Source organism: Pararhodobacter sp. SW119, from assembly GCF_017811755.1.
GTDB lineage: Bacteria > Pseudomonadota > Alphaproteobacteria > Rhodobacterales > Rhodobacteraceae > Pararhodobacter.
Window position 1 is genome coordinate 1 of the sequence record NZ_JADDJF010000014.1, and the last position, 26,719, is coordinate 26,719.

General features: G+C 64.7%; 24 protein-coding genes. 6 read left to right on the plus strand and 18 right to left on the minus strand.

The window, feature by feature from the left end:
- The coding region (locus IM708_RS10180; RefSeq protein ID WP_209426414.1) for a hybrid sensor histidine kinase/response regulator at positions 1 to 1,903 on the plus strand (1,903 nt) is incomplete at its 5' end.
- On the opposite strand, the gene IM708_RS10185 is transcribed toward IM708_RS10180, so the two are convergent.
- The 4 genes from IM708_RS10185 to IM708_RS10195 all read right to left on the minus strand — a co-directional run bounded on the left by IM708_RS10185 (position 1,881) and on the right by IM708_RS10195 (position 4,878).
- Complete coding sequence (locus IM708_RS10185; RefSeq protein WP_348524959.1) at positions 1,881 to 2,090, minus strand: hypothetical protein; 210 nt, start codon at positions 2,088 to 2,090, stop codon at positions 1,881 to 1,883. The two genes, IM708_RS10180 and IM708_RS10185, sit on opposite strands and share 23 nt — an antisense overlap.
- 43 nt (positions 2,091 to 2,133) lie before the next feature.
- The gene (locus IM708_RS10190; RefSeq protein ID WP_209426416.1) at positions 2,134 to 2,367 is read right to left on the minus strand and encodes an ATP-binding protein; all 234 of its coding nucleotides are present in this window, start codon (positions 2,365 to 2,367) and stop codon (positions 2,134 to 2,136) included.
- Positions 2,368 to 3,737: 1,370 nt separating this feature from the next.
- Positions 3,738 to 3,872, minus strand: a complete 135-nt coding sequence (locus IM708_RS21565; RefSeq protein ID WP_280860245.1) for a hypothetical protein — start codon at positions 3,870 to 3,872, stop codon at positions 3,738 to 3,740.
- A 541-nt stretch (positions 3,873 to 4,413) separates the two neighbouring features.
- Positions 4,414 to 4,878 carry a MarR family transcriptional regulator gene (locus tag IM708_RS10195; protein WP_209426417.1) on the minus strand — a complete coding sequence of 155 codons (465 nt, stop codon included), beginning with the start codon at positions 4,876 to 4,878 and terminating at the stop codon, positions 4,414 to 4,416.
- 228 nt (positions 4,879 to 5,106) lie between these two features.
- Here IM708_RS10195 and ectA point away from each other — a divergent pair, with 228 nt between their 5' ends.
- The 5 genes from ectA (at position 5,107) to IM708_RS10220 (ending at position 9,355) form a co-directional block, all read left to right on the plus strand.
- Positions 5,107 to 5,637 (plus strand): diaminobutyrate acetyltransferase, encoded by a 531-nt coding sequence (ectA, locus tag IM708_RS10200; protein ID WP_209426418.1) that lies wholly within the window; start codon positions 5,107 to 5,109, stop codon positions 5,635 to 5,637.
- 92 nt (positions 5,638 to 5,729) lie between these two features.
- On the plus strand, positions 5,730 to 7,019 hold the full coding sequence (gene ectB, locus IM708_RS10205) for a diaminobutyrate--2-oxoglutarate transaminase (protein ID WP_209426419.1): 1,290 nt from the start codon (positions 5,730 to 5,732) through the stop codon (positions 7,017 to 7,019).
- A 4-nt stretch (positions 7,020 to 7,023) separates the two neighbouring features.
- Positions 7,024 to 7,407 (plus strand): ectoine synthase, encoded by a 384-nt coding sequence (locus IM708_RS10210; RefSeq protein ID WP_209426420.1) that lies wholly within the window; start codon positions 7,024 to 7,026, stop codon positions 7,405 to 7,407.
- Positions 7,408 to 7,636: 229 nt separating this feature from the next.
- The gene (locus tag IM708_RS10215; RefSeq protein WP_209426421.1) at positions 7,637 to 7,852 is read left to right on the plus strand and encodes a phytanoyl-CoA dioxygenase family protein; all 216 of its coding nucleotides are present in this window, start codon (positions 7,637 to 7,639) and stop codon (positions 7,850 to 7,852) included.
- Positions 7,853 to 7,918: 66 nt separating this feature from the next.
- Positions 7,919 to 9,355 carry an aspartate kinase gene (locus tag IM708_RS10220; protein ID WP_209426422.1) on the plus strand — a complete coding sequence of 479 codons (1,437 nt, stop codon included), beginning with the start codon at positions 7,919 to 7,921 and terminating at the stop codon, positions 9,353 to 9,355.
- Between the two features lie 287 nt (positions 9,356 to 9,642).
- Here the strand turns inward: IM708_RS10220 and IM708_RS10225 are convergent, their stop codons facing one another.
- The 14 genes from IM708_RS10225 to IM708_RS10290 form a co-directional block, all read right to left on the minus strand.
- Positions 9,643 to 10,827, minus strand: coding sequence for an NADH:flavin oxidoreductase/NADH oxidase (locus IM708_RS10225; RefSeq protein WP_209426423.1), 1,185 nt, complete (start codon positions 10,825 to 10,827; stop codon positions 9,643 to 9,645).
- A 60-nt stretch (positions 10,828 to 10,887) separates the two neighbouring features.
- Positions 10,888 to 12,474, minus strand: coding sequence for a gamma-glutamyltransferase (locus IM708_RS10230; RefSeq protein ID WP_209426424.1), 1,587 nt, complete (start codon positions 12,472 to 12,474; stop codon positions 10,888 to 10,890).
- A gap of 24 nt (positions 12,475 to 12,498) precedes the next feature.
- Complete coding sequence (locus IM708_RS10235) at positions 12,499 to 13,674, minus strand: MFS transporter (RefSeq protein ID WP_209426425.1); 1,176 nt, start codon at positions 13,672 to 13,674, stop codon at positions 12,499 to 12,501.
- 58 nt (positions 13,675 to 13,732) lie between these two features.
- Positions 13,733 to 14,476 carry an SDR family NAD(P)-dependent oxidoreductase gene (locus IM708_RS10240; RefSeq protein WP_209426426.1) on the minus strand — a complete coding sequence of 248 codons (744 nt, stop codon included), beginning with the start codon at positions 14,474 to 14,476 and terminating at the stop codon, positions 13,733 to 13,735.
- Positions 14,473 to 15,474: an oligopeptide/dipeptide ABC transporter ATP-binding protein gene (locus IM708_RS10245; protein WP_209426427.1), complete on the minus strand. Its 1,002-nt coding sequence runs from the start codon at positions 15,472 to 15,474 to the stop codon at positions 14,473 to 14,475. The genes IM708_RS10240 and IM708_RS10245 overlap by 4 nt, the downstream gene beginning before the upstream one ends.
- Positions 15,471 to 16,529, minus strand: a complete 1,059-nt coding sequence (locus IM708_RS10250) for an ABC transporter ATP-binding protein (RefSeq protein ID WP_209426428.1) — start codon at positions 16,527 to 16,529, stop codon at positions 15,471 to 15,473. The genes IM708_RS10245 and IM708_RS10250 overlap by 4 nt, the downstream gene beginning before the upstream one ends.
- Positions 16,526 to 17,371 carry an ABC transporter permease gene (locus IM708_RS10255; RefSeq protein WP_209426429.1) on the minus strand — a complete coding sequence of 282 codons (846 nt, stop codon included), beginning with the start codon at positions 17,369 to 17,371 and terminating at the stop codon, positions 16,526 to 16,528. Before IM708_RS10255 ends, IM708_RS10250 begins: the two co-directional genes overlap by 4 nt.
- Positions 17,368 to 18,372, minus strand: coding sequence for an ABC transporter permease (locus tag IM708_RS10260; RefSeq protein WP_209426430.1), 1,005 nt, complete (start codon positions 18,370 to 18,372; stop codon positions 17,368 to 17,370). Before IM708_RS10260 ends, IM708_RS10255 begins: the two co-directional genes overlap by 4 nt.
- A gap of 85 nt (positions 18,373 to 18,457) precedes the next feature.
- Entirely contained in the window at positions 18,458 to 19,972 is a 1,515-nt protein-coding gene (locus IM708_RS10265) for an ABC transporter substrate-binding protein (RefSeq protein ID WP_209426431.1), read from the minus strand.
- Between the two features lie 101 nt (positions 19,973 to 20,073).
- Complete coding sequence (locus IM708_RS10270; RefSeq protein WP_209426432.1) at positions 20,074 to 20,967, minus strand: polysaccharide deacetylase; 894 nt, start codon at positions 20,965 to 20,967, stop codon at positions 20,074 to 20,076.
- 40 nt (positions 20,968 to 21,007) lie between these two features.
- Positions 21,008 to 21,763, minus strand: coding sequence for an SDR family NAD(P)-dependent oxidoreductase (locus tag IM708_RS10275; protein ID WP_245243108.1), 756 nt, complete (start codon positions 21,761 to 21,763; stop codon positions 21,008 to 21,010).
- On the minus strand, positions 21,760 to 23,766 hold the full coding sequence (locus tag IM708_RS10280; protein WP_209426433.1) for a hydantoinase B/oxoprolinase family protein: 2,007 nt from the start codon (positions 23,764 to 23,766) through the stop codon (positions 21,760 to 21,762). The genes IM708_RS10275 and IM708_RS10280 overlap by 4 nt, the downstream gene beginning before the upstream one ends.
- On the minus strand, positions 23,756 to 25,810 hold the full coding sequence (locus tag IM708_RS10285) for a hydantoinase/oxoprolinase family protein (RefSeq protein WP_209426434.1): 2,055 nt from the start codon (positions 25,808 to 25,810) through the stop codon (positions 23,756 to 23,758). The genes IM708_RS10280 and IM708_RS10285 overlap by 11 nt, the downstream gene beginning before the upstream one ends.
- Complete coding sequence (locus tag IM708_RS10290) at positions 25,811 to 26,587, minus strand: IclR family transcriptional regulator (RefSeq protein WP_209426435.1); 777 nt, start codon at positions 26,585 to 26,587, stop codon at positions 25,811 to 25,813. It lies immediately after the preceding gene.
- Between the last annotated feature and the right edge of the window lie 132 nt (positions 26,588 to 26,719).

The window sequence follows — 26,719 nt, forward strand, 5'->3', positions numbered from 1 at the left end:
CACCGGCAGCCTGAGCATCTTTTTCGTGGTCTATCTGAATGTCGTTGCCATCCTTGCCTACAGGGCATCCGAAGAGATCGTCCCGATCATCCCCTACATCACATGGTTCTTCCCGCTGGTGGTGTTTCACCAGTTCACCAATTTTGACTTCCACAAGCGCGTGATCGGTCTGCTCGTCAGCTTGGGGCCGGTGCCGATCGTGGCGTTTATGCTGGCGTATATGAAGGCCCCCCGCGCAGTTGAAGACGTGGGCGCGATCGCGTCGTTCCTGGTTAGCTTCTTCGCCTTCGTTCTGTTTGTCGGTTTTTATGCTCGACACCGCGACGAGGAGGTTCTGCGCGCGGCCATGGCCGAAGAAGCGGAACGCAGCGCAGCGGTTCTGCGCGTGAGCGAGGAACGCTTCAGGCTTCTTGGCCTTGCGACAAACGATCTCGTCTGGGACGCCGATCTGAAGTCAGGACGGACTTGGTGGAACGACCAATTGCTCGACACTTACGGCTATGACCCTAATGAGACCGAACCTGACCTGAGCGCTTGGGAAAGCTGGATTCACCCCGACGACCGCGACCGCGTGGTCGAAAGCCTTCAGTCCGTGATCGAAGGCGGCGGCATCAACTGGACCAGCGAGTATCTGTTCGTCTGCGCGGATGGCCGACCTTTGGATGTCGTGGCCCGCGGCCTTGTTCTACGCGATGACTCGGGTCAGCCGGTCAGGATCATCGGCAGCACGACCGATGTCACGGAACTGCGCGCTCTGGAGAAGAAGTTGCGCCATGCGCAGAAGCTGGAAGCAGTCGGACAGCTGACCGGCGGTATCGCCCACGATTTCAACAACCTCCTGACGATCATCGTGGGGAGTGCCGAGGCCCTCGCGGACACCCATGCCGACGACCCGAAAGCCAGACGACTGGCCGAAGTCACGATGCAGGCCGCGGAACGCGGGGCGAACCTGACCAGTCAGCTGCTTTCCTTCGCACGCCGCCAGGCACTTGCGCCAACGCATCTCGCCCCGGGCAAGGTACTGACCGGGCTTGAGGGGCTCATAAGCCGCACGATCAATGAAGATATCGAGATCGAGATCCGTGCTGCTGCCGGTGTCTGGCCGATCGAGGTCGATCCGGGCCAACTCGAAAACGCAATCCTGAATCTCGTGATCAACGCCCGCGATGCCATGCCGGACGGCGGGCGACTGACGATCGGGGCGTCGAACGTAACGCTGATGGCAGATGACCTGCCAAGCGTCGAGGGGATCAAGGAGGGCCGGTATGTCATGATCTCGGTGACCGACAACGGCTGCGGCATGCCGTCGGACGTCACGGAGCGGGCGTTCGAACCCTTCTTCACGACAAAGGAGACCGGCAAGGGGTCAGGGCTTGGTTTGTCGATGGTCTATGGGTTTGTTCAGCAGTCGAACGGCCACGCACGGATCTATTCGGAGCCCGGTGAAGGCACGTCAGTCAAGCTGTACTTCCCCGCTGTTGACATGAGAGAAGATCAGGAGTCCGCAACCGTGAACAATGCTGGATTGATCGGGGGAACAGAACGCATCCTCGTCGTCGAGGACGATGACATGGTTCGTAGGCATGTGGTCGCGCAACTCGGCAGCCTTGGCTACAATATCAAGGAAGCAGCTTCCGGGGCCGCCGCCCTCAAGATCATGGACGGTGGCAGTACCTTTGACCTGCTGTTCACCGACGTGGTGATGCCCGGCGGCATGAACGGGCGGCAGTTTGTTGACGCCGCGCTGCTCCGACAGCCCGAGTTGAACGTACTCTTCACTTCGGGCTACACCGAGGATGCGATCGTTCACCAGGGGCGGCTTGACCCCGGCGTGCATCTTCTGAGCAAACCCTACCGTCGCACAGATCTCGCCCTGAAGGTCAGGCACGTTCTGGAAGCATAGCTGCCGACGCTTCGACAATTGGAGCGTTCATCCCACCAGGTAGGACGATGTCGGAAAACAGCAGATCAATGTCCGATCGTTCGCGCAAGATGTCCAGGGCTGGCGCGCCTTCCGAGGCGGCAAAAACCTTGTATCTCAGTGCCTCAAGCTGCGTCGTGAGCTGCTTCAGCAATGCATGATCATCCACGACAACCAGAATGGTTTCCGTGCCGTGCTGCTCCGAGTCATCGTCAATTCCGGGCTCCTGCTTGCCAAAAAAACCTTGGGAAATACATTTTCACAGTCGTACCTTTTTTGGGCTCCGAAAAGATCTCGAAACGACCAGCCGACTGCTTGACGAATCCGTAGACCATGCTCAGGCCAAGACCACTGCCCTTGCCCACCTCCTTGGTGGTGTAGAACGGCTCAAAAACTCGGGCCAGCCTCGAATTGCTCATCTCACCGCCGTTGTCGGACACCGTCACGATAACATTCATGTTGTTCCGGGAGAGCCCCCGCAGACCTCAAGATAGCTGCGACCGACGGCTGAATTCCGTCGGCACCGTTCTGTGCGGGGGCAAAGACCCGCCACGCCTCGTTCATCGCGACGGTTGTGCCGGTTTCGTCCAGAATGGCCAGTTGCGCCGGCAGGGCATCGAGGATCGCGGCCTGTTGCCGCTCGGCCCGCTACATCCGGAGCAGTTCGGCCTGCACATCCGGAAACAGGTGAGAACGCCGGTTAGAAAGTCTGCCACGGGAGCGGCGGGATGATCCAGTCCGGTGGACTGTTTTCCCGACGATTGCAGCACAGAGATCAAGGATCTGCGCACAGAGTCACTGGCCCTCAAGGAAGTGGTCGCTGACCCGACCCTTGAGAACCGCATCTTGAAAAAAGCACGATCGGGGCTGGGGGCGACCAGGCCACACTCAAGGGCTCCTTAATCGCCGCCCGGCTATTCCGGGTGGACAGAGCGCGGGCTGCCAGATCGTTCGCCCTGATCAGCCGGATCAGATCGCGCTTCGGGCATCCAGCCCACACCAACGGTTCTGCCAGAACCTTGCTCGTAAGGCCGATACCCAATGCCCGGACAATCCCTTATCGTAGGCAACCAGAGAATTCTCGACGCCTTTCAGAAGGCGATCCAGAGTGCTGTCTGCGCATTGCTGCTCATCATTCTGGCAGCGGTTTCCGCCGGCGCGCAGGAGTCGCCGAGCTACGACATCGAGTGGCGGGCAGGCGACGGAAGCTTGGCGACGGGAACGGTGGTGTTCAACGGGCTCAGCCCGTCATGCCACTTTTCATCTTGTCTGGACATCGAATCGTTCTCTCTCAGTGTTGACGGCGATCCCTTCTCAAAGGCTGATTTCTACGAATTCTATGTGGAGTTTAGAAATCTGCCACTCGATCCGGACGATACGTCGAACCAGCTGAGCAACCTGCACGGTTTCACTTGCCGAGGATCTGAACCGGATCGTCACCGCATTCAATCGCAGTGCGACCCTGAAGGGAATTATCCCGGTAACACATCAGTCCCAATATCTTTTGTCTTCGTTGCCGGATCAGAGGCAAGGGCCAAGATTTCTTGGCCATGCCTCATCGACTCGTCAAACGCCCCGCCGACAACATCACTTTCGCCGAGAGCGAGAAGGTCGCGTCGGACGAAGCCACGTACCTCGCGCTTCTTGAGCGCCTGCGCTTCCCCAGCGGCATTCGCTGCGTTTCATGCGGTGCCTCCGAGGCTGCCGGGCAGTGGCGCCGCCGCTCGCGACCCGGTTTCTTCTCTTACGGTTCGTGCCGTCGTCAGTTCACACTCACCTCCGGCACGGCGATGCACCGCACCCGATTGCCTCGCGGTCAATGGCTTAGCGCCATCTGGCTGATCTTTGCCTCCAGCAAGGGCGTCTCGGCCCGCAAGTTGTCGGAGATGCGGGCATCACCTACAAGGTCGCGTGGCGCTTCTGCCATCGCATCCGCGCGATGATGACCCATGAAAGCGTCGTGCTGTCGGGAATCGTGGAGATGGATGAAATCGACGCCGCCGCACCGCCGCGCGCGTCACACCCAAAACCTAAATGGCCCTGGTTTTGCGCCGCGCAATGGCTCGAGCCGCAGGTCGTTCAGGTCGAACGTCATTGGGAGACCTTCGGCCATGCCGGGCAACGCTGCAAGCGATACGTAGCGCTTGGCGGGCGGCAGATGGCAACAATTGCTGGTTCGAAGAAGCTGCATCACAGCGTCTCACAAGCTCCCCCGGCCAATATCATCGGATCACGCGGATCGAGCGCGAGGGCGCGAGGGCGCGAGGGCGCGAGGGCGCGAGGGCGCGAGGGCGCGAGGGCGCGATCGATCGCCTTGCGCTGCAAACGTCGCCATAAAGAATCTTATAATAACTTATGGTTACAGTCAATGTCGCAAGAGACGAATCAGTCAGGTGCGCACTCATTTGCCATATTGGCAGCTGCCAACAGCCTGACTGCCCAACGCTTCAACCGACACGACAAGCCGGTTTACCGCGACCGGCCCTGCCCGGTCAGAACTCGCCGGGATAAAGCACCGCGCCGCGCTCCGCCTCTCCGGCGTCGAGCATCGTCGCCACGCGCTCCAGCGCCGCGACGATCATCGCCTGCTCCCAGTCCTCCAGCGCCTCGAACGCGGCGGCGAAGCGTTGCTGCAGCGCATCCGGTGCCCGGCTCAGCGCATCCTGCCCCTTGTCGGTCAGCGCGATGATGGTCTGGCGGCGGTCCGCATGGCTGCGTTGACGTTCCACATGGCCCGCACGCTCCAGCTTGTCGATCATCGAGGTGATGGTCGCCGGCGCCACATGCATGCGCCGCGCGATAGCGCCGCCGGTGCTGGTGCCGGTTTCCGCCACGATCTGCGCCACGCGCAACTGCACCGGCGTCATCCCGGCGGCCTGCGCAAGTTCCTTGCCGTGCATCTCCGTCGCCCGAAGGATTCGGCGCAGGGCGATAAGGCAATAATCGATCCGCTCCATCGCGCGCCCAAGATCCTTCCGAATGACGACACAATACCGTTCTGATGGCTGATTGGTCAATCTACCTGTTCGACCGGGGAACCGCGCAGGATATTCCGAACTCGAAGCATTTTATTTCGCAAATTTATCATTGTACTATGCATTTATCCCCACAGATCACGCCTGTGGGATATTGCTTTTGAGCCGCCGATCCATTAGTTAGTCTATCGAACCAAATAGGATCGTGGCATGAAGGATATGATCGAGACCCCCGCGTCGAAGGCGCCCAGTTTTCGCAAGCCCGCGCCCGAGGATGGCAGCAATGTATGGGCATTGATCCGTGCCTGCGAGCCGCTGGACGACAACAGCATGTACTGCAACCTGATCCAGTGCGATCACTTCGCGGACACCTGCATTCTGGCCGAACTGGACGGTGTGCCGGTGGGGTGGGTCTCGGGCTATCTTCTGCCTGACGCGCCCGACACGCTTTTTGTCTGGCAAGTCGCCGTCGCCAAGGAAGCGCGCGGACTGGGCCTGGCCAGCCAGATGCTGGACCGGCTTCTGTCGCGCGAGGACATGGCGGGCGTGCTGCACCTGAAGACCACGATCACCCGCGACAACAAGGCGAGTTGGGCCCTGTTCGGCAGCCTTGCCGAACGCCACGGCGGAAAGCTGACCGACGAGCCACACTACCGCAAGGATGACCATTTCGACGGCGAGCATGCCACCGAATACCTGGTCAGCATCCGCTTTCCCGCGCCGGTAGCCCGCGTCGCCTGAGCGTCCGGTGACCCGAGCGACATCTCGCTTCGGGCGCTGAACGCGGCACTGCCGGCCACCGCCACCGAACATTAACCACATCGAGGTACCCCATGCCGACTGACATCTCAGCGGATACTGCCGTTTTCGACCGACGCGAAAGCGCCGCTCGCAGCTACTGCCGCAACTTTCCGACCGTCTTTACCAAGGCCAGCGGATCGATCCTGACCGACGCGCAGGGTCGCGACTACATCGACTTCCTGGCCGGCTGCTCGTCGCTCAACTACGGGCACAACGACCCCGACATGAAGGCCGCGCTGATCGATCACATCAGCCGCGACGGCGTGACCCACGGGCTCGACATGTTCACCGACGCCAAGGCCGCGTTTCTGGAGACGTTCGAGCGCCTGATCCTGACCCCGCGCGGCATGGACTACAAGGTGATGATGACCGGCCCCACCGGCACCAACGCCGTCGAGGCCGCGATCAAGCTCGCGCGCAAGGTGACGGGGCGGCGCAACGTCGTGGCCTTCACCAACGCCTTCCACGGCATGACGATGGGCGCGCTGGCGCTGACCGGCAATTCCGGCAAGCGTGAGGGCGCCGGCGGCGGCAGCCTGGCCGACGTCACCCACATGCCGTTCGAGAACGCGATGGGCGACAAGGACACGCTCGACTACATCGAATGGGTCCTCGACAACCCGTCCAGCGGGATGGACGACCCGGCCGCCTTCATCGTCGAGCCGGTGCAGGGCGAAGGCGGGCTGAACGCCGCCAGCGCCGAATGGCTGCGCGGCATCCAGCGCCTGGCGCGCAAGCATGGCGCGCTCTTCATCATCGACGACATCCAGTCGGGCATCGGGCGCACCGGCCCCTATTTCAGCATCGAAGGCATGGGGCTGGAGCCGGACATGATCACCCAGGCCAAGTCGTTCAGCGGCATGGGCCTGCCCTTCGCGGCGCTTCTGATCAAGCCCGAGCACGACATCTGGAAGCCGGCCGAGCACAACGGCACCTTCCGCGGCAACAACCACGCCTTCGTCACCGCCCGCGTGGCGCTGGAGAAGTTCTGGTCGGACGACGCGTTTGAGAAGGACACGATCCGCAAGGGCGAGATGCTGCGCGACCGGCTGGCCGGCATCGCCGCGATGATCCCCGGCGCGACCCTCAAGGGCCGCGGCATGATGCGCGGGATCGATGTCGGCAACGGCGATCTGGCCAGCGCCATCTGCGCCGACTGCTTCAAGGCCGGCCTGATCATCGAAACCTCGGGCGCGCATGATGAAGTCGTCAAGGTGCTCGCCCCCTTGACCACGTCCGACGAGATTCTGAACAAGGGTCTGGACATTCTGGAGGGCGCAGTCCGCGCCCAGGCCGGGAATGTTCCGATCGCAGCGGAGTAACACCATGATCGTCAGAGATTTCAACGAACTGAAGAACACCGACAAGGCCGTCAGCGACGCCCGCTGGACCAGCGTGCGGATGCTGCTGGCCAACGATGGAATGGGCTTTTCCTTCCACATCACCACGCTGGAGGCCGGGTCCGAGCACCAGTTCCACTACAAGAACCACTTCGAGAGCGTCTACTGTATCTCGGGCAGCGGCAGCATCACCGAGGTGGACACCGGCAAGACCCATCAGATCAAGCCCGGCGTGATGTACGCGCTCGACCAGCATGACAAGCACATCCTGCGCGCCGACGAGGAACTGGTCATGGCCTGCTGCTTCAATCCGCCGGTGACCGGGACCGAGGTTCACCAGGCAGACGGCAGCTACGCCGCCTCATCCTGAACCGAACGCGTCTGATTGCGTTGCAAGGCTGTGCGCGTCCGCGCGCACCGAAAGCCGCCGAGGCGCCCGTGAAGGGACCGCGGCGGTGCCTTGCAACGTTCCGAATGGAGAAAGCGAGTGACAATTCATCAGCCTATCCGACACGGCTCAGACGCCTACCCGACCCGCCAGCGCGTCCGCGAAGCCGTCCTGGACCGCCAGGACCCGGTGCTCTGGGGCCATTGGAGCGATGCCGCCCGGCACGCTGATCTTCTTCGACTGCAACACGATGCACGCCTCGAACAGCAACATCACGCCGTTCCCGCGCTCGAACGCCTTCTTCGTGTTCAACGCCATCTCGAACGCGTTGCAGGACCCGTTCGCGGCCGCCGCGCCGCATCCGCCGCATCTGGCCCTGCGCGACACACCCGCGGGCATCGTGCCCGAAACCGGCAGTCTGGCCTGATCGCCAGCGCCTGAACATCAAACGGCGGCGCGGAACCGACGCGCCGCCCCTAGTGGACCTGATCCCATGACCGACAATCCCACCGCCCACACCGTTGAAAAGATCGGCGGCACTTCGATGAGCCGCCTGAAGGAATTGCGCGACACGCTGCTCGTCGGCGATCGCAAGGGCGCAGACCTCTACAACCGGATCTTCGTGGTCTCGGCCTTCGGCGGGATCACCAACCTGCTGCTGGAGCACAAGAAGTCCGGCGAACCCGGCGTCTACGCCAGCTTCGTCACCGCCTCCGAAGGGCATACCTGGCTTGCCGCGCTCGACCGTGTCGGCGAGGCGATGCGCGAGGCGCATCACGGCATCCTCGAGCATTCCGCCGATCTGTCGCAGGCCGATGAATTCGTCCGCGACCGGATCGAGGGGGCGCGCTCCTGCCTTTTCGACCTGCAACGGCTGTGCAGCTACGGCCATTTCCGGCTGACCCAGCACATGCTGGTTATCCGCGAACTGCTGTCGGGACTGGGCGAGGCGCATTCCGCCTTCGTCGCGACGCTGCTTCTGAACCGGGCCGGGGTCGCGGCACGCTGCGTCGACCTGAGCGGCTGGCGCGACGAACGCGAACTGAACCTCGACGAAAGGCTTCGCGCCGGCTTCGAAGGGATCGACCTGACCGCCGAACTGCCGATCGTGACCGGCTACGCGCAATGCACCGAGGGGCTGATGGCCGAATACGACCGCGGCTATTCCGAGGTCACCTTCTCGCGCCTCGCCGCACTGACCGGCGCCGCCGAGGCGATCATCCACAAGGAATTCCACCTTTCCTCGGCCGACCCGGGCCTTGTCGGGGCAGACGCGGTGCGCAAGCTGGGCCACACCAACTATGACGTCGCGGACCAGCTCGCCAACCTCGGGATGGAGGCGATCCACCCCCAGGCGGCAAAGACCCTGCGCCAGGCGGGCGTGCCGCTGCGCGTGACCAACGCGTTCGAACCGCATGACCCGGGCACGCTGATCGACGATGCACCGGCGGACAAGCCCGGAACCGAGATTGTCACCGGCCTGCCGGTCATCGCACTGGAACTGTTCGAACCCGAGATGGTGGGCGTCAAGGGCTACGATTCGACGATCCTCGAGATCCTGAAGCGGCACGACGCCTTCATCGTCTCGAAGACCTCGAACGCCAACACCATCACGCACCATCTGGATGTCTCGCTCAAGGTCGCGCGCCGCATCGAACGCGACCTGCAACGCAGCTACCCGTCGGCACAGGTCACCGCGCGCTCGGCCGCCATCGCCTCGGCCATCGGCCGCGATCTGAGCGACCAGCGCGTGCTTCTGCGCGGGCTTCAGGCGCTGGAGGCCGCGGAAATCCCGATCCTCGCCGCGCAGCAGCCCAGCCGCAATGTCGACGTGCAGTTCCTGCTCAACCGCGATGACCTGAACCGCGCCATCATCGCGCTGCACGCCGAACTGATCGAGACGCCCAAGGCCCAGCGCATCGCCGCCTGAGCGTGGCGGGGTGGGACGCCGGGGGCGGTGAAAGCCCCCCGCGCCCGCCCTGGCGGGCAAATCTGCCAGCCGGGTGCCATACGCTTGCCATACACTTGCCATACACTTGCCAGCACCCGAAATCGCCCTGCCGGGCCGGGGTCGCGTCCTCCTGAACGGCGCCCCAACGCCCTCCTCCGGCGCGCGGGCCAAAAGTTTCATTGCGGTTAACCGAAGAGATTTATGATTTCATATCAGAGCCTTGGCGAAGTGCGCAAATTTGCGCACCCCGCCTCTGAGCCGCCCGATCAACCACGCTCCTGCGCGATCCCGATCCGCTCGCGCGCCGCCAGCCACCACCCATAGGACGGCGGCCAAAGCGCCCAGTCCTCATCCGCCCCCAGATCCCGCGCCGCATGCAACACCCAATGCGGATCAAAAAGCGCCTCCCGCCCGATCGCTACCAGATCAGCCTCGCCGCGCGCGATAATCCCTTCAGCCTGCGCCCCGTCCAGGATCACCCCCACCGCCATCGTCGGCACGCCGGTTTCCCGCCGGATCGCCGCCGCGTAGGGCACCTGAAAGCCGCGCTTCAGACCGGTTCGCTTGGCCGCGGCGCCGGACATCGAAGTCGCCCCGCGGATCCCCCCGGACGAGCAGTCGATCAGATCGACGCCCCGGCGGTGCAACTCCCGCGTCAGCCGGCAGCTGTCCTCGATCGTCCAGCCGTCGAACGGCTCCTCGATATCGGCGCGCCAGTCGACACAGGAAATCCGGAAGAAGATCGCCTTCCCCTCAGGCCAGTTCGCGCGCAAGGTTTCGGCGATCTCCAGCAGCAGGCGCATCCGCCCGTCGATATCGGCGCCGTATCCGTCCGTCCGCCGGTTCGCAACCGGCGACAAGAAGCTGTGCAGCAGGTAGCCGTGCGCAGCATGGATATCGATCACGTCGAACCCCGCCGAATCAGCACGCCGCGCGGCCGCGCCATAGGCGGCAATCACCGCCTCAATGTCGTCCAGCGTCATCTCGCGCGTCAGGTGCCAACCGGGCGCCGAGCGATCCGCGCTGCTGCTGAGCGGAACCCAGGCGGGCTCCCCCCGCGCAGCCTCGACCTCGGTCAGTGGGCCAAACCCCTCCCACGGGCGCTGTCGCGCCGCCTTCGGCCCGGCATGGTGCAACTGCGCCGCCGGCACCGCACCCGCCGAGCGCACGAAATCGGTGATCCGGCGCAGCGGCGCGATGTGATCGTCCGACCAGATGCCCAGATCGCCCCAGGTCGCGCGCCCGACCGGATCGACGATCAGCCCCTCGGTCACGACGCAACCGAAGCCGCCCACGGCGAACTTGCCCAGATGTTGCAGATGCCAGTCGTTCGCCAACCCGTCGGGCGTCGCCTGATAGACCTGCATCGGCGACAGCACAACCCGGTTGCGAAAACTCACGTCGCGAAGCCGGAACGGGCTGAGCAGTCGCGGCCCGCTGGGTTGGGGCATTTCCTCAAGTTTATGAACGCTACTCATTTCAGTGTCTTTTCCTTTTCTGCTTGGCTCGGCTCAGCGCAGCAAGTCGACCGCATCCTCGGCAATCGCGTCCCCCCAGGGGGTCATGATCTCGGTGCAGCCGGTATTCGTTTCGCCCTCACGCATGACCCCGGCCGGCACCGCGAACGCGTAGGGAAAGACCGACCGCTTTGCGGTCACGACGGGGCCTTGGTCCTTCAGCGCGTTCAGGATGTCGTCGGAAAGCGCTTCGTCCGCGATCACCGTGCCGCCGCCGGAATTGTCGATCCGCGGCTGATGGAAGGCCGCTTCGATACCCATCCCGAAATCCATCACCGACGAGACGAGATTGGCGACCGCCGGCATGATCTTGCGCCCGCCGGACGCGCCAAAGGCAAAGCGCTTGCCGCGCGTCTCGCCGATGACGGGGCAGACATTCATCAGGCAGCCCTTTGCGGGGGCCAGCGAGTTGGGTCGCCCCGGCTCGGGGTCGAACCACATGATCCCGTTGTTCAGAAGCAACCCGGTCGACGGCGAGACGACATGCGAACCGAAGATCGACAGCAGCGTCTGCGTCACGGCGACCATGTTCCCGTGGCGATCCACGACACTGAAATGGGTGGTCGAGGTCGGCGCGCCCTCAGGGTCGGGCCGGTCGCCGGCCTCTGCCAAGCGGCGCTCGTACGCGCGGCCGAGGGCATTTGAAAGCGCTGCAAAGCTCTGCGGGCCAGGCGCAGGACCCGGGGTGAACGCATGCTCCATTTCGCCTAGCGCGATAGCCAGATCCGCGCCGGCAGACAGACCCGCGGGCGCGTAGACCGTCCCCCCGCGATAGGGCACCTCGATCGTCGGCGTCAGGCGCGCGCGATAGGACGCGAGGTCCGCCGCGGCAATCCGGCTACCCTTCGCCCCAAGATCAGTAACCAGCGCGGCCGCAATATCGCCCTCGTAGAAATCGCGCGGCCCAGCCTCGGCCAGTCGTTCCAGCGTCGCGGCCATCTGCCGCTGGTCCAGCCGCGCATCCGACAGCGCCGTCCAGCCGGACACGTTCGGCCATTGGCCATCGATCAGGAACAGCGCCGCGGCATCGGGATCGCGGGCCAGATTGCGCGTGGCCGAGGCGATCACCAGCGACGCATACCAGTCGATGAGCATTCCTTCGCGCGCCATGGCCGCCGCCGGCAACACCAGATCCTTCCAAGGCATGGTGCCGAAGGCCTGGTGTGCGACGGACATCCCGTCCACCGTGCCTGGCACCGCGACCGCCAGCGCGCCGAACACGTTGCGATCCTCCTCGACCTTGGTCCAAGGAAAGAGGTCGGACGCCGTGCCGGACGGATCGAGCGGATAGTCCGACAGCTGCAACCCTTTCGGCGACCGCATGCCGAACTGGACGGTATGCGCCTGCCCGGTCTCGGCCCGCCAGATCGTCATCATCCCGCCCCCCATCGGCCCGCTCATCCACGGCTCCACTACGCCGATGGCGAAGGACGTGGCGATAGCGGCGTCAATGGCGTCACCCCCGGCGCGCAGCACCTCGGCTCCAACCATGGCGGCACGCTTGTGCTGCGCGGCGACGATCCCGCCCGCACTGGGCACGACCGCCTTTCGCACGATCTGGCTGGTCGAGAAATTGTCCATCGGCTTTCCTTTCGTGATAATTGTTCAGGGGCGGTGGAACGCAAGAAGCGCTGCGGATACCAGCGGCGCCAGCCCCGCAAAGACGAGCCCGGCGGCATACCCGTCGCCCCCGGCAAAGAAGAGTTGCGCGACAAGCGGGCTGACGACGAAGGCGCTGAACAGGACGAAGGTGCCCGCAGCGGTCACCTCCCCCACCTGGCCCTCAGGGGCGGAGGCCGCCAGCAGCGACAGGAAAACCCCATTCCACGAAACCACCGTGATCCCAGCCAGGGCCGAAAGCGACGCGATCCGCGCAGGCGCGCTGCCAGGGCCCAACGTGGCAATCAGCAGCATGGTGCCGCCCGAGGCGACGCACAGAAAGGCCAGCACCGCGCGCTCGCGCGCGATCCGGTCAGAGAGCCAGCCCAGAAAGACCCGCCCGACGATCCCCAATCCCTGCAGCAGCGCGAAGGCCAGGCCCGCGGCGGCAAGCGAGTAGCCGACATGATCGGTCAGGACGACCGGGAAATAGGCGAAAAGAACCCCCTGCGCGATGCCGAGACCGAGACCCGCATAGGTGATCAGCCGCAGCCTCGGGTCGCCGAGGATCATCCGGAACAGTCGCAAGGGCGCGCTCATCAGTTCGGTAAGCCGGGGCAAGGCGGCCTGTCGCAGCGGCCCCTCGACCCGCGCCAGTGCCCCGCTCCAGAACCCCAGCAGCATCGACGCTGAAAGCGCGATGGCCGCCGCGAGCCAGAGCGCGGCGGAAAGCCCAAAACTCATCGCCACAACCGGGAGGATCAGCCCCGCGGCCAGCCCGCCGACCGGAACGCCCGCCTGCTTGATCGAAAACGCAAGGCCCCGCCGCCGCGCCGGCACGATCCGCATCAGAAGGTCGCTGCCCGCCGGCGCCGAAGGCCCATAGCCCACACCGATGAGCAGCGCACCCAGCAGGATCAGCCCCCAGCTCCCCGAAAGGCAGAGAAGCACGGCCAAAGCGGTCAGGATCGCCCCGCCCTGAAGCTGGCGCTGCGCGCTGATTCCCGCGACAAAGGCCGGCCCCCACAGGAAGTAGAGCATGCTGCCGAGGCTCGTTGCCGCCGCCATCTGCCCCGCCGCCGCCGGCGCGATCCCGGCAGCCAGCGTCAAGGGAAGCCCGAACAGCGGCAGCGTCCGGGTCATCAGCGCCAGCACCGACTGAATGGCCGTGATGATGGCCACAAGCGCGCGCCAGTCGGGGCGTAGGGCGTCGGAAATTTCTCCGCCGGCTGGCCTCAATTCATATCATCCACTGGAAACCGTCAATCTTGATGTCCTGTCCGGTCAGAAAGCAGGGCTCCGAGAGACCGAGGAACGCCACCACCTGCGCCACATCGGCCGGCGTGCCCACCCGCCCCGCGGCGATCCCGCGGACCAGTTCGGCCTCGCGGGCGCGGATCAGGTCGTTGCTACGCTCGGTCTTGATCACCCCGGGGCATATCGCGTTGACAAGGATTTCGGGGCCAAGCTCCTTCGCCAGCGCCCGCGTCATCCCCAGAAGCCCGGCCTTCGCTGCTGCATACGAGAACTTGCTCACCGCGCCGGTAACCCCCCCGGTATGGGCGTTGAGCGAGGACATGTTGATGATCCTTCCCGCCCCCGCCGCCTTCATGTGCGGCGCGGCCGCATGCGTGTAGTTGAAGGCCCCCTTCAGGTTGATCGCGATGGTTCGGTCGAATTCCGCTTCCGTGATCTCCAGCAGGGGCTTGGCGTTCGACTTTCCGGCGTTGTTGAACAGGATGTCGATGCGGCCCCAGTGCGACATGACGTCCGCCACCACTTCAGCGGCGCGCGCGTGATCGGCGACATCGGCCTCATAGGTCAGCGCCTTGCGACCCAGCGCCTCGATCTCGGCCCGGGTGCGGGCCAGATCCTCGGGGATCAGATCGACCAGTGCTAAATCCACACCCCGCGCGGCGAGTTCCAGCGCGGTGCCGCGACCGATGCCCCGCCCCCCTCCGGTCACGATTGCGGTCTTAGTCATTGGGCACTCTCCTTCGTCCGCGGGGGCGACACCTCACCTGCAAAATGACACGCGGCGGCATGCGCGCCATGCGAGCGGAGCGGCGGATCCTCCGCCAGGCACAGCGGTTGAACATGGGGGCAGCGGCTCTGGAACCGGCAGCCCTGCGGCAGGCGGCTCGCGTCGGGCGGCTCGCCCTTCAACCAGAAATTCTCGGTCACTCGCGGGCCGTTGATGCGCGGGATCGCCGCCAGCAGCGACTGGGTGTAGGGATGCTGCGGGTTGTTGAAGATGTCTTCGGTCCGCCCGATCTCGACGATCCGGCCAAGGTACATCACCGCGACCCGGTGGCACATCATCTGCACCACCGACAGGTCGTGGCTGATGAACATGTAGGTCAGGTCGAACTTTTCGCGCAGGTCGCGGAACAGGTTCAGCACCGTCGCCTGCACCGAGACATCCAGCCCGGCCGTCGGTTCGTCCAGAATCACGACCCGGGGGTTGAGCATCAGGATGCGCGCAAGTCCGACCCGGCGCTGCTGTCCCCCGGAAATCTCGTGCGGAAAAAGGTCGAGATGGCTCTTCGGCAACCCGACCGAGGCGAGGACCTCGCTGACCTTTTCCTTGCGCGCCTTCCCGCCCAGATCGGTGTGGATGATCAGCGGCTCCTCCAGCGACCGGCCAATGCGCCAGCGCGGATCGAGCGACGCGCCCGGATCCTGATACGCGTATTGCAGGCGGCTTCGCTGAGCGCGCGCCTGCTTCGGGGACTGGCCCGCGACGTTGTTGCCCTCGAACACGATATCGCCCGAGTCGGGCTGCTGGATGCCCATCACGGTCTTGCCCAGCGTGGACTTTCCGCACCCGCTTTCACCGACCAGGCCCAGGATCTCGCCATCGCCCAGATCGAAGGTGACATCGTCGACGGCCGCGATCTCGCCGACCTTGCGACCGAACGCGGCGCGAATGGGAAACCGGACATTGAGGTTGCGGACAGTCAGGATCGGGGGGCGGGTCATGCGCGCTTCTCCTTCCGGTCGGACTCTGGGGCGGTCAGCGGATGATAGCATCGCGCCACATGCCCGGCGGCGAAGCGCGTCGGTTCCGGGCGGATGGTGCACCGTTCCGTCGCCCTGTCGCAGCGGGTGATGAACCGGCATCCCGCTGGCGGTGCATAGAAGTTCGGCAATTCCCCCGGGATGCCGGTCATGCTGCCCCCCGCATCCGGCCGGCTTGCCAGCAACTTCGCGGTATAGGGATGCGCCGGCGCGTTGAAGAAGCTGCCGACCGGCGCGGCTTCGACCTCCTGCCCTGCGTACATGACGGTGATCGCATCGCAGATCTCGTAGGCCGATCCAAGGTCATGGGTGGTCAGCATCACCGCGACGCCGCGATCGGACGCCAGCTTGCGCAGGACCCCCAGGATCTGCGCCTGGATCGTCACGTCCAGCGCCGTCGTCGGCTCATCCGCGATGATCAGTTCCGGTTCGGGCAGCAGCGCCATCGCGATCATCAATCGCTGACGCTGGCCGCCCGAAACCTCGTGCGGGTACTTCTTCAGGATCTGCGCGGGCTGAGGCAATTGCACCTCGTCCAGCGTTTCCATCACCTTCTCGCGGTCCGCCTTGCGCGCGGCGCGCGGATAGGGCCGCAACAGCGTCGGCCAGTAAGACCGCTCATCGGGGTCGCGGAGCGGCGACTTCCACTTCATCAGATCGTCGATCTGCTCGCCGATGGTCAGCACCGGGTTGAGGCTGGTGAACGGATCCTGCGGGATGAAGGTCACCTTGCGCCCGCGCACCCGGTTCTGTCGGCCCACTTCGGCCGGCTCGTGCGAAAGCATGTCGATATCGCGCAACCGGATCGCCCCGCCGCGGATCTGCAGCCCGTTGCGGGGCAGCACGCCCAGAACCGCCCGGGCAAGCGTCGTCTTGCCGCAGCCGCTTTCGCCCACCAGCCCCATGATCTCGCCGGGCTGGATGGTGACGTTCACCCCGTCCAGGATATGCGCGAAGCCGCCATCGCCCCGAAACCCCAGGCTCAGCCCGTCGACCTTCAATAGCGGTTGGCTCATTTTCCACCTCGGCGGCGTGTCTTCGGGTCGAGGATGTCGCGCAGGCCATCGCCCAGCAGGTTGAACCCCATCACCACAAGGAAGATCGCGATCCCCGGCGCCGTGGCGTACCACCAGGCCTCGGGCAGATACTCGCGCGATTCCGAGATCATGCGCCCCCATTCCGGGGTCGGCGGCGGCGCGCCCAGACCCAGAAAGCCCAGTGCGGCCGCGGTCAGGATCGTCGCCCCCATCCCGATGGAAGTACGCACGATGATCGCCGACGCCGTATTCGGCAGGATATGCAACACGATCACCCGGAAGTCCGACGCCCCCAGCGCAATCGCGGCTTCGACAAAGGTCTGGTTCTTCAACGCACGCGTCTCGGCGTAGACCAGTCGCGCCCAGAACGGCCAATAGGTCAGCGACAGGGCAAGGATGACATTCTCCAGACTCGGCCCAAGGGTCTGCGCAATCGCAATCGCCAGGACGATCTGCGGCACGGCCAGAAACACGTCCGAGGTCCGCATCAGGAACCCGCCGAGAAAGCCGCCATAGTACCCGGCCAGAAGCCCGATCGGCACACCGATGATGACCGCCACGCCGACCGCGATGACGGCGATGGTGATCGTGATGCGGGCGCCGAACAGGATCCGGCTGAAGATGTCGCTGCCCATCCTGTCGGTGCCAAAAAGGTTTTCGGCGCTCGGGGGTTGCAGGCGATTCATCAGATGAAAGGTGTTCACATCCCCCGGATGCGGCGCGATCCACGGCGCCAGTATCGCCACCGCGACGAGGAAAAGGATGATCCCTGAGCCGAAGGTGGCGGCCCGATCGGTCAGCAGGATACGGATCGCTTTCATTTCACCATCCTCGGGTCGATGAATGTGTGGACGATATCGACGAGCAGGTTGATCCCGATGAAGACGACGCCGACAAGTATCGAAAAGCCGAGGATCGCTTTCGTGTCGGACTGAAGGATCGACTGGACCGCATATGTACCGAGCCCCGGCCAGTCGAACACCGCTTCGACGACGACCGCCCCCGCGAAGAGCGTGCCAAAGATCAGCCCGATCTGCGTCACGGTCGAGATCAGCGCGTTGCGCAGGACATACTTCCAGACCACCAGCGCGCGCGGAAAGCCCATTGCGGTCTCATAGAGCACATAGTTGCTGTTGATCACCTCCAGCACGCCCGCGCGCGTGAAGCGCAAAAGCGTCGCCGCGGCCGGCAAGGCCAGCGTGAGGGTCGGCAATATCAGGTGCCACATCGCGGATCGCAAACTGGCCCAGTCGCCGGTGATGACACTGTCGATCAGCAGGAAGCCCGTGATCCGTTCGGGTCCGAAACCTGCTATCCGGCCATTCAGCGGCATCCAGCCCAGTCGCGTCGAGAAGAAGAGCTGCAGCTCGATCGCGAACCAGAAACTCGCCACGGCAAGGCCTGAGACGGAAATGACCCGCAGCGTCTGATCGACCCAGGTATTCGCCCGGATCGCCGAGATCACGCCAAACGGAACGCCGATGAGGATGGCGAGCGTGATCGACACCAGCGTCAGTTCCATCGTCGCCGGCAGACGGCGCAACAGATCGTCCGAAATCTCGCGCTGGGTATAGAGGCTCCGCCCCATATCACCCGAAAGCAGGTCACGGACATAGATGAAGAACTGCACGTAAATCGGTTCGTCGAGGCCAAGCTGCGCGCGCAGGATGGCCAGCTGCGCCTCGGTCGCATTCTCGCCGGCGATGATCCGCGCCGGATCGGTGGGCACGACATTGGCGATCAGGAACACCACCAGCAGCAACCCGAAGAGCGTCGGAATGAACCAGACGAAGCGCGAAAGTATGATTTCCAGGCGGCGCATAGGCGTTCCTCAGGAAGCGGACAGGTTGGAAAGCGGCTCCCGTGGCGCGCGGCGCGCCACGGGAGATGGTCGTAGACCGGTCAACTCAGTCCTCGAAATAGGCCCAGCGCATGTCTTGGCCGTTGCCGACCGGGCTGAAGCGCACGCCCTGCAGGCGGCTCGAATACGGCCCGAACCACTTGGTGTTGTAGATCCAGATGCCGGCGGCATCCTCGTAGATGATACGCGTCGCCTCTTCATAAAGCTCGGCACGGCGGGCCTGATCCGTCTCGACAAGCGCCTCTTCCAGAAGCTCGTTCGACTCCGGATTGTGGTAGGCAGACGCGTTGCGGGTCGGCGCGTAACGCGATCCGTAAAGCTCGCCTACCCAGTTGTTGGGATCGGCATAGTAGGTGCTCTTCCACAGCGGGACCATGTCGTACATGGTGTCCGGGTCCTGCATGTTGCTGCTGACCACCGGCCAGGGCGCGCTCTCGATCTCGACATTGATCCCCAGCTGGGCCAGCCCGTTCTGCAGCAGCGCCGCGGCCTGTTCGGTTTCGCTGAAACCGGCAAGCGTGCCGATGCGCAGCGTGCGGATCGGCCCCTCGACCAGTTCCAGATACTCGCGCGCCTTGTCCAGGTCGTAGGTGTAGGGCTCGACGTCCGGCACGCCCCAGAGGTTGTTGGGGTTGATCGTCGGGTTGCGCGCCACGGTCCCCTGCATGATGCCGTTGATGTAGCCATCGTAATCGAAGGCATGCGCCAGCACCTTGCGGAAGTTCAGGTCGTCCATCGGCTCGCGGCCGTTGTGTACCGCGAAGTAGAAGACGCGCATCGACTCCTCTTCGAAGATCTGGACCGCGTCCGACGCCCGAAGCCGCTGCACCTGATCCGGTGCCAGATAGCCGTCCAGCCCGTGATAGTCGCCGCGCATCAGCCCCTGGATACGGGTGTTCGTCTCCAGGACGGTGCGGAACTCGATCTCATCGAGGTAGTTCTCGCCCCAACCGGCGAAATGGTCGGCGAACCGCGTCCCGATGAACCCCAGCGCCGGGTCATAGCGCGTCAGCGTGAAGGACCCGCTGCCCGCGACGTTCTCGGTCAGGAAAGCCTGCCCCCAGTCGCCGTCGACCTCGTTTTCCTTCACCAGTTCCGAATTCAGCACCAGCAGGTCCGCAACGAACGATCCGAACAGCGCCGAGGGCTCCTTGAGCGTGAAGGCGACGGTGTGCTCGTCGACCGCGACGGTGTTGCCGGGGTCGAGGACCGGCAGGAACAGCGCCGCCGAACCGCGCGCAATCGCCAGCATGCGTTCGACCGAATAGACGACGTCCTCGGCGGTCATCATCCGGCCGTCATGGAACGGCACGTCGTCGCGCAGGGTGAAGGTCCAGGTCAGCCCGTCCTCGGACACCTCGTGCCCCGTCGCCAGCCACGGGATCAGTTCCGGCGGGTTGTCGACCCAGCGATAAAGCCCGTCGTAGAAGTTCAGCCGCGACGCCACGCGCGCCACGTCGAAAACCGTATGCGGGTCCAGCGTGTCGTAGGACGAGTTGTTGGCGTGGACATACCGGCTTTGCGCCACAGCGCCCGAGGAGACCCCGAGGGCTAAAGCCACGGATAACGCAAGCAATCTGGATTTCATCTTTCCATTCCTCTCTATTTGGTTCGGTGTTTTCTTGTTCTTTGTTGGAACGCCGTGCGGACACGACTTCCAGGTCAGTCTCCATTGGCGCGCGCATGCGCGGCAATTTCCGCGTGGGTCGCGAACCACACGTCGCCCTTGTCCTTGATGCGCTCGATCAGCGCCTCCAGGATCCACATGCGCGAGCGGTAGCCGATGACATGCGGATGCATCGTCAACTGGAAGATGCCCCCTTCGGCATAGGCGCTCTCGAATTCGCGACAGAAGATGTCGAAGACAGCCTCCGGTGGCGTGTAGGGGCGCAAAGCCGAGAACCGGTTCATGTTGAAATAGACCGCATCGTCGCGGATCCATTCCACCGGCAATTCGACGACGCCCGTCTCCTGCCCGTCGAGCAGCAGTTCATGACAGTCGACATCGGCCATGAGCGAGCTGTCATAGGCCAGCCCCATGTCGCGCGTGATCTCCAGCGTGATGTCCGAAAAATCCCAGGACGGCGTGCGGATGCCGACCGGACGGACCCCGGCGATCTGCTCCAGCGTGTCGGCCGATCGCATCTGCAGGTCGCGTTCGACGACCGGCGGCAGGATCGAGTTGCGCTCGTGGATCCAGCCGTGAATGCCGACCTCGTGCCCGTCGGCGACGAACCCGCGCACCTCGTCCGGGTACAGCATCGCCACCACCGCCGGCACATAGCAACTGGTGCGGATATCGTGCTTGCGCATCAGCGCCATGATCCGCGGAATCCCCTGCCGGTTGCCGTACTGCCCGCGGCTCATGGCGCCAATCGACTTGCCGCCGTCGCGCAACTCATTGGTTTCGTGATCCACGTCGAACGACAGCCCGACCGCGCACCGCGCCCCGCCGGGCCAGCTAGACGGGCGGTAGCTGCGGCCGGCGCGCACGCGCTCGACCTTGGCCCGCCATTCCGCCTCGCTCCATTCCCAGGGGTTCTGCTCGTCCGTCATTCGATATCCTTTCGGCTGCTCCGGGATCGGAAGGGGTGGGCTACGGAAACGGGTGGCCGGTCACCGGCAGCACCTGCCCGGTGATCCAGCCCGCATGTTGCGACGCCAGGAAAAGCGCCGCCGCGGCAATATCCTGCGGCTCGCCCAGCCGGCGCATGGCGATGCCCTCGACCATGCGCTTCTGCCCTTCGGCGCCGTAGGATTGCCATTGACGCTCGTAGTCGGGGCTGGTGCGCAGGAAACCGGGCGCGATCGAGTTGCAGGTGATCCCAAAAGGCCCCAGTTCCAGCGCCAGCTGCCGGGTCAGGCCGATAAGCCCATGCTTGGCAGAACAATAGGCCTGGATGCCGGTCAGGCTCGGCCGCAGCCCCGCCCCCGAGGAGATGGTGACGATCCGCCCCCTGCCCCGCGCCTTCATCCCCGGAATCGCGCTGCGCAGCACATGCAGCGCCGATAACACGTTCCCCTCGTAGATCTGCATCCAGTCGTCGTCGCTGATCTCCTCGATCGGTCGCGGCTTCTGGCCGCGCACGCCTCCCGCGGCATGGACGATCACATCGGGCGCCATCTGCGCCATCGCCGACTGCACCGCCCCCTCGTCCGCCAGATCCAGCGTCAGGCAACGCAGCGTGGCACCGTCGTGGGCCTCCGATAGTTCAGCCAGCCCGTCGCCCAGAATGTCGACGGCGGTGACCGCGGCCCCCGCGTCCAGAAAGGCGCCGACGATCCCGGTGCCGATCCCGCGCGCGGCACCGGTGACCACGACCTTCTGGCCCGTGAAGTCGAGTGCGATCATTCCGCAGCCTCGGGCAACTTGCGGGGCTGGTTCGGCAGCCGTTCCAGCACCGTCGAAAGCGCCGCGCGCACTTCGCTGCCATCGCCGCGCCGGTCGCTCTCCGGCAGGGCGGCAACGTGCTTGAAGACGCTGCGCTTGACGAAATGGCGCCAGTTCACCGGGACCGCCGCCAGTGCCTCGGTCAGCGCGGCGTAGTTCGCGTCGGTCCAGACCGACTCGAACTCGATCCGGCTTCCGTTGTAGGAATAGACCGCGTCGGTATCCGCCGCCGGTCGCGCGGCGCGCAGCGCCTCGGTCGCGGCGGTATCGACCGCGCCATCCCGAATGACGACGCCGTATTCCGCCTCCGCCGCCGCGACGCCAACCGTGCCGCGCGCCACGTCCTGCGCGACAAGCTCGACCGGCCGGGTCAGCGGATCGCCATAGCCCGCCCCGCCGCCGGATGTCAGCGTGAAGACATCGCCCGGATCCAGCACGATCACATCGGTATTGCCCAGATCGAAGACCTCGCCCGTCGCCGTCTTGCGCGTAAAGCTCGACGTCTGCCCGGCCTTGCCCCCGCTGCCACCCCAGGCGGCAAAGATCGAGCGGTCGCGGTTTCGTGCGGTCACCACACTGTCGGGCGCGAAGACCTCGACCTCCAGCACGGTGGCAAGCCCGCCGCGCGCCCAGCCCGCCCCGCCGCTGTCGCTGACCAGTCCGTAGCGGCGCAGCTTGATCGGCACCTCGACCTCGTTGATCTCGACCGGCGTGTTCTTCAGGAACGAGCTGTTCGCCCCCGACCCGTCCGAGCCATCGCCAAAGGCCGACCCGCCCGCGCCGCCCACGACCGGATCGATCGAGGCCATGGCGATCTTGCCGGTGCGGTTGTCGAAGGTCTTCACGTTGACGATGCCACCGCCCCCCGCCGGCCCGACCGGCAGCCGGTCGCGCGCCGCGGCATGGAACGCGCCCATGACCAGCCCCTGAAGCCGGTTGCAGGTCAGCGATCGCATGCCCACCGCGGCCGGCGCCTGCGGGTTCAGGATCGTCCCCTCGGGCACGACGCAGTCGACCGCCCGCAGGATACCGCCATTCAGCGGCACGCTCGGGTCCAGCGTGTAGATGCAGTAATTATAGCCAACCATCAGCAGGATATGCCGCGGGTTGCCCCCCGTCGGCATGTTCAGCGCCGACTGCAGCTGCGGGTCCGAGCCGGTGAAATCCATCTCCGCCCGGTCGCCCTTGACGCGCAGGGTCACTTCCAGCCGCACCGGCAGGCCGTTCGGCCCGTCCTCGTCCAAGTAGTCGACGAACCGGTAATCCCCGTCCTTGAGCCCCGCGATGACCTGCCGCGCGCGCGCCTCGCCCACGTCCAGCAGATCCTGGATTCCGTCGCGGACGACATCGACGCCGAACTTGCGGATCATCTCGTGGACCTTCCGCTCGCCGGTGTTCACCGCCGCGATCTGCGCCTTCAGGTCGCCCCAGTTCTGATCCGGCATGCGCACGTTCAGCATCATCGTCTCGACCAGCTGGCTGTTCAGCACGCCCCCGGTGTAAAGCTTCGTCGGCTTGAACCGGATGCCCTCCTGATGGACCTCGGTATTCGCCCGCGACAGCGAGGCCGGCACCGCGCCGCCCATGTCGGTATTGTGGATATGGCCGACCGCGAAGGCGATGATCTCGCCTTCCCAGAAGATCGGCTTCCAGATGTGCATGTCCGGCGTATGGGTACAGACGAACCCGCTATAGGGGTCGTTGGTGACGCAGATGTCGCCCTCTTCGTAATTGTCGATCAGGCTTATGGCCCCGGCATAATCAAGCCCGATGAACCAGGTCGCCCCCAGATCGCGCGGGCTGGCAAAGGTCATGCCCTGCGGCGTGACCAGCCCGGTGGTGAAATCCTCGGTCTCCTTCACGAAGGTCGAATGCGCGGTCCGGAACAGCGTGTAGGCCATGCTCTCGGCGACAGCCTGCGCGTGGTTCTCCAGAACCTTGAGGGTGACGGGATCAATGCGCATGGCGGTCTCCGCGGGTCAGGATCAGGTTTCCGAACGCATCCACCCGGCCGGTGAACCCTTCGGGAACAATGGTCGTGGTGTCGTTCTGCGCGATGACGCAGGGACAGCGCGGTCGCGCCCCCGGCGTCAGCATCTCGCGCGCGTAAAGGCCGATCTGCTGCGGCCGTCCGTCCAGATAGACATCCATCATCCGCGACGGCGCCACCTCGCGGTCGTGGACCTCGCTTTCCGGCAGGCTCGGCTTGGCCGAATGTCCGGTCACCACCATGTTGATCGCGATGATCTGGATTGGCGCGCCGTCGTCGGCATGCCCGTAGAGGCGCATATGCTCATCGTAGAACGCGCGGGTAATTGCCGCCAGATCGCCCGCCGCCAAGGCCTCGGGATCCAGCGCCACCTCAATCTCGAAGCTCTGCCCGCGATAGCGCATCTCGGCCGAGGGCATCAGCACCGGCTGGCCACTATATTTCTGCGCCTCGACGATCCACTCCAACGCCCGCGTCGACAGCTCCGCCACCGTTTCGCGGATGCGCGAAATATTTTCCGGCGCCAGATCGAAATACGCGGTCGAGGTGAAATCGTTGCGGATATCCGCGGTCAGCCCGCCCAACGCCGACAGCACCCCCGGCACCGGCGGCACGATCACCTCAGTCATGCCCAGCTCGCGCGCGAGGAAACAGCCCATCATCGGCCCCCCGCCGCCAAAGGCCATGAGGGTGAATTCCTGCTCGCCGATGCCCCGCCGCGAACAGAGCTTGCTGACCTCGCGGTACATCCCCGAAACGGCGATGCCGATGATCCCTTCGGCTGTTTCCTCGACGCTGCGGCCCAGCTTCTCGGCCAGTGGACGGATCGCCTCGACCGCCTTGCCACGGTCGATGCTGACCATCCCGTAACCGACCGCGCCCAGGTCGATCAGACCCAGCGCCACGAAGGCATCGGTGATCGTCGCTTCGACGCCGCCGCGCCCGTAGGCGGCCGGCCCGGGGGTCGAGCCCGCGCTTTCGGGACCGACGCGCAACAGCCCGGCACCGTCGATCCGCGCGATGGAGCCGCCGCCCTCGCCGATCGACGTCACCGAAACCGTGGGCACGAAGATCGGGAAATCACCGATGTATTCGGCGGTGCCGAAGCCCGGCGCGCCGTCCTGGATGATGGCGACATCCGCGCTGGTGCCCCCGATATCGAGGCTCAGCACCTTGTCCGCCCCGGCCAGCCGGGCGACATAGGCCGCCCCCATGACCCCCGCCGCGGTCCCCGACAGCAGCATGTCGACGCAGGCGGTCTTGCCCAGTTCCGCCGACATCACGCCGCCGTTCGATTTGGTGATCATCGCCTCGGGCGTGACCCCGATCCGGCGCAATGCGCCCTGCAGCGCGTCCAGGTAGCCGGCGACGCGCGGCTGCACATAGCCGTGGATCACCGCGGTCGAGGTGCGCTCGTACTCGCGGATGATCGGCCGGATCTGGTGCGAGCAATAGACGTGCAGTTCCGGCGCGATCTCGGCGATATACGCCGCCGCCTCCGCCTCGTGCTGCGGGTTGCGATAGGAATGCAGGAATGAAATCACGATGCCTTCGCCCCCGACCATGCGCACCCGTGCGATGGCATCGCGCAGGCTGTCCAGATCCAGCGGCTCGTCGACGCTTCCATCCGCGCGCAGCCGTTCGCGCACGCCGAATACCCGGTCGCGCGTCACCAGAGGCTCGGGTCGGACCGAGAAAAGGTCATAGGGATCGGGCATCTTCAGCCGCGCGAGTTCCAGCACATCGCTGAAATGCTCGGTGGTCAGCAGGCACAGCCGGATCCCCTTGCGCATGATGATCGAATTGATCCCGACCGTCGTGCCATGCGTGAAGTAGGAGATCTGCGAAGGCGCAATTCCGACCCGCTCCTCCAGCGCGCGCAGCCCGTCGATCACTTCCTGACCGGGAGTATCCGGGGTGGACAGGACCTTTACAGTCTCGATTTGTCCGCTTTCCTCGTCGAAGGCGCAGAAATCCGCAAAAGTCCCGCCAATATCCACGCCAACGCGGTAGGCCATTCAGTTCCCCTGGTTCTCTTCGGGTTGATATCCAAGCCGCGCGCTCAACTCCGCCGCGGCCTTGAGGACGCAAGACAGCATCTCGTCTTTCCTGAGCGCGTAGCGCTGGGCCACCGTCGCGATGTCGAGCACGGCGATCACCTTGCCGGTCCGGTCGCGCACCGGCGCGGCAATACCGCAGCCGCCCAGCGCGTATTCTTCCTCGATCGTCCCGTAGCCCCGCTCCCGAATAGACTCGAGCGTCCGGCGGATCGCCTGCTCGTCGGTCAGGGTCAGGGGCGTGATCTGACGCAATTCGGTGCGCGCGAAATAGACATCGATCTCTGCGGGTTCGGAATAGGCCAGAAGCACGCGCCCCATGACCGACGCATAGGCCGGTACGGTTGCCCGGCTGCCGCTGTCGTAACGGATCGGGTGCGTGCTCACGACCTTGTGGACATGCTTCGCATCGAGGTTCTTGTCGCGCACGCAGAGAAACAGCGTCTCGCCGGATTCGTCGCGCGCGGCCGTCATGATCGGCATGGCGTGCCGCTTCAGTAGCGTCTCGAACCCGCCGACCCAGTTGAAGCCGTCGCGGAACGCCGCGACCAGCTCATAGTGGTCGCTCTTGTCGCGCATCACGTAGCCGCGTTCGACCAGCGTGTTGAGCAGCGCGTGCGCGCTGCTCTTGGGATAACCCAATTCCTTGACGATCGTCACGAAACGCGTCGGCTCGGCCTGCATCGACAGCAGTTCGAGCAGCTCCAGAACCCGCGCGGCTGACTTGACTTCGTTCATATATGTGAACTTTGTTCTGACATGAGTTCAGAATGTCAGGAACTGGGCACAAGTCAACACGTTTCGCGGCCCCAAGTGACGCCGCGTCACGAAACGCCTCGATCCTCAGCATCCACCGACGATTTTCGCGCC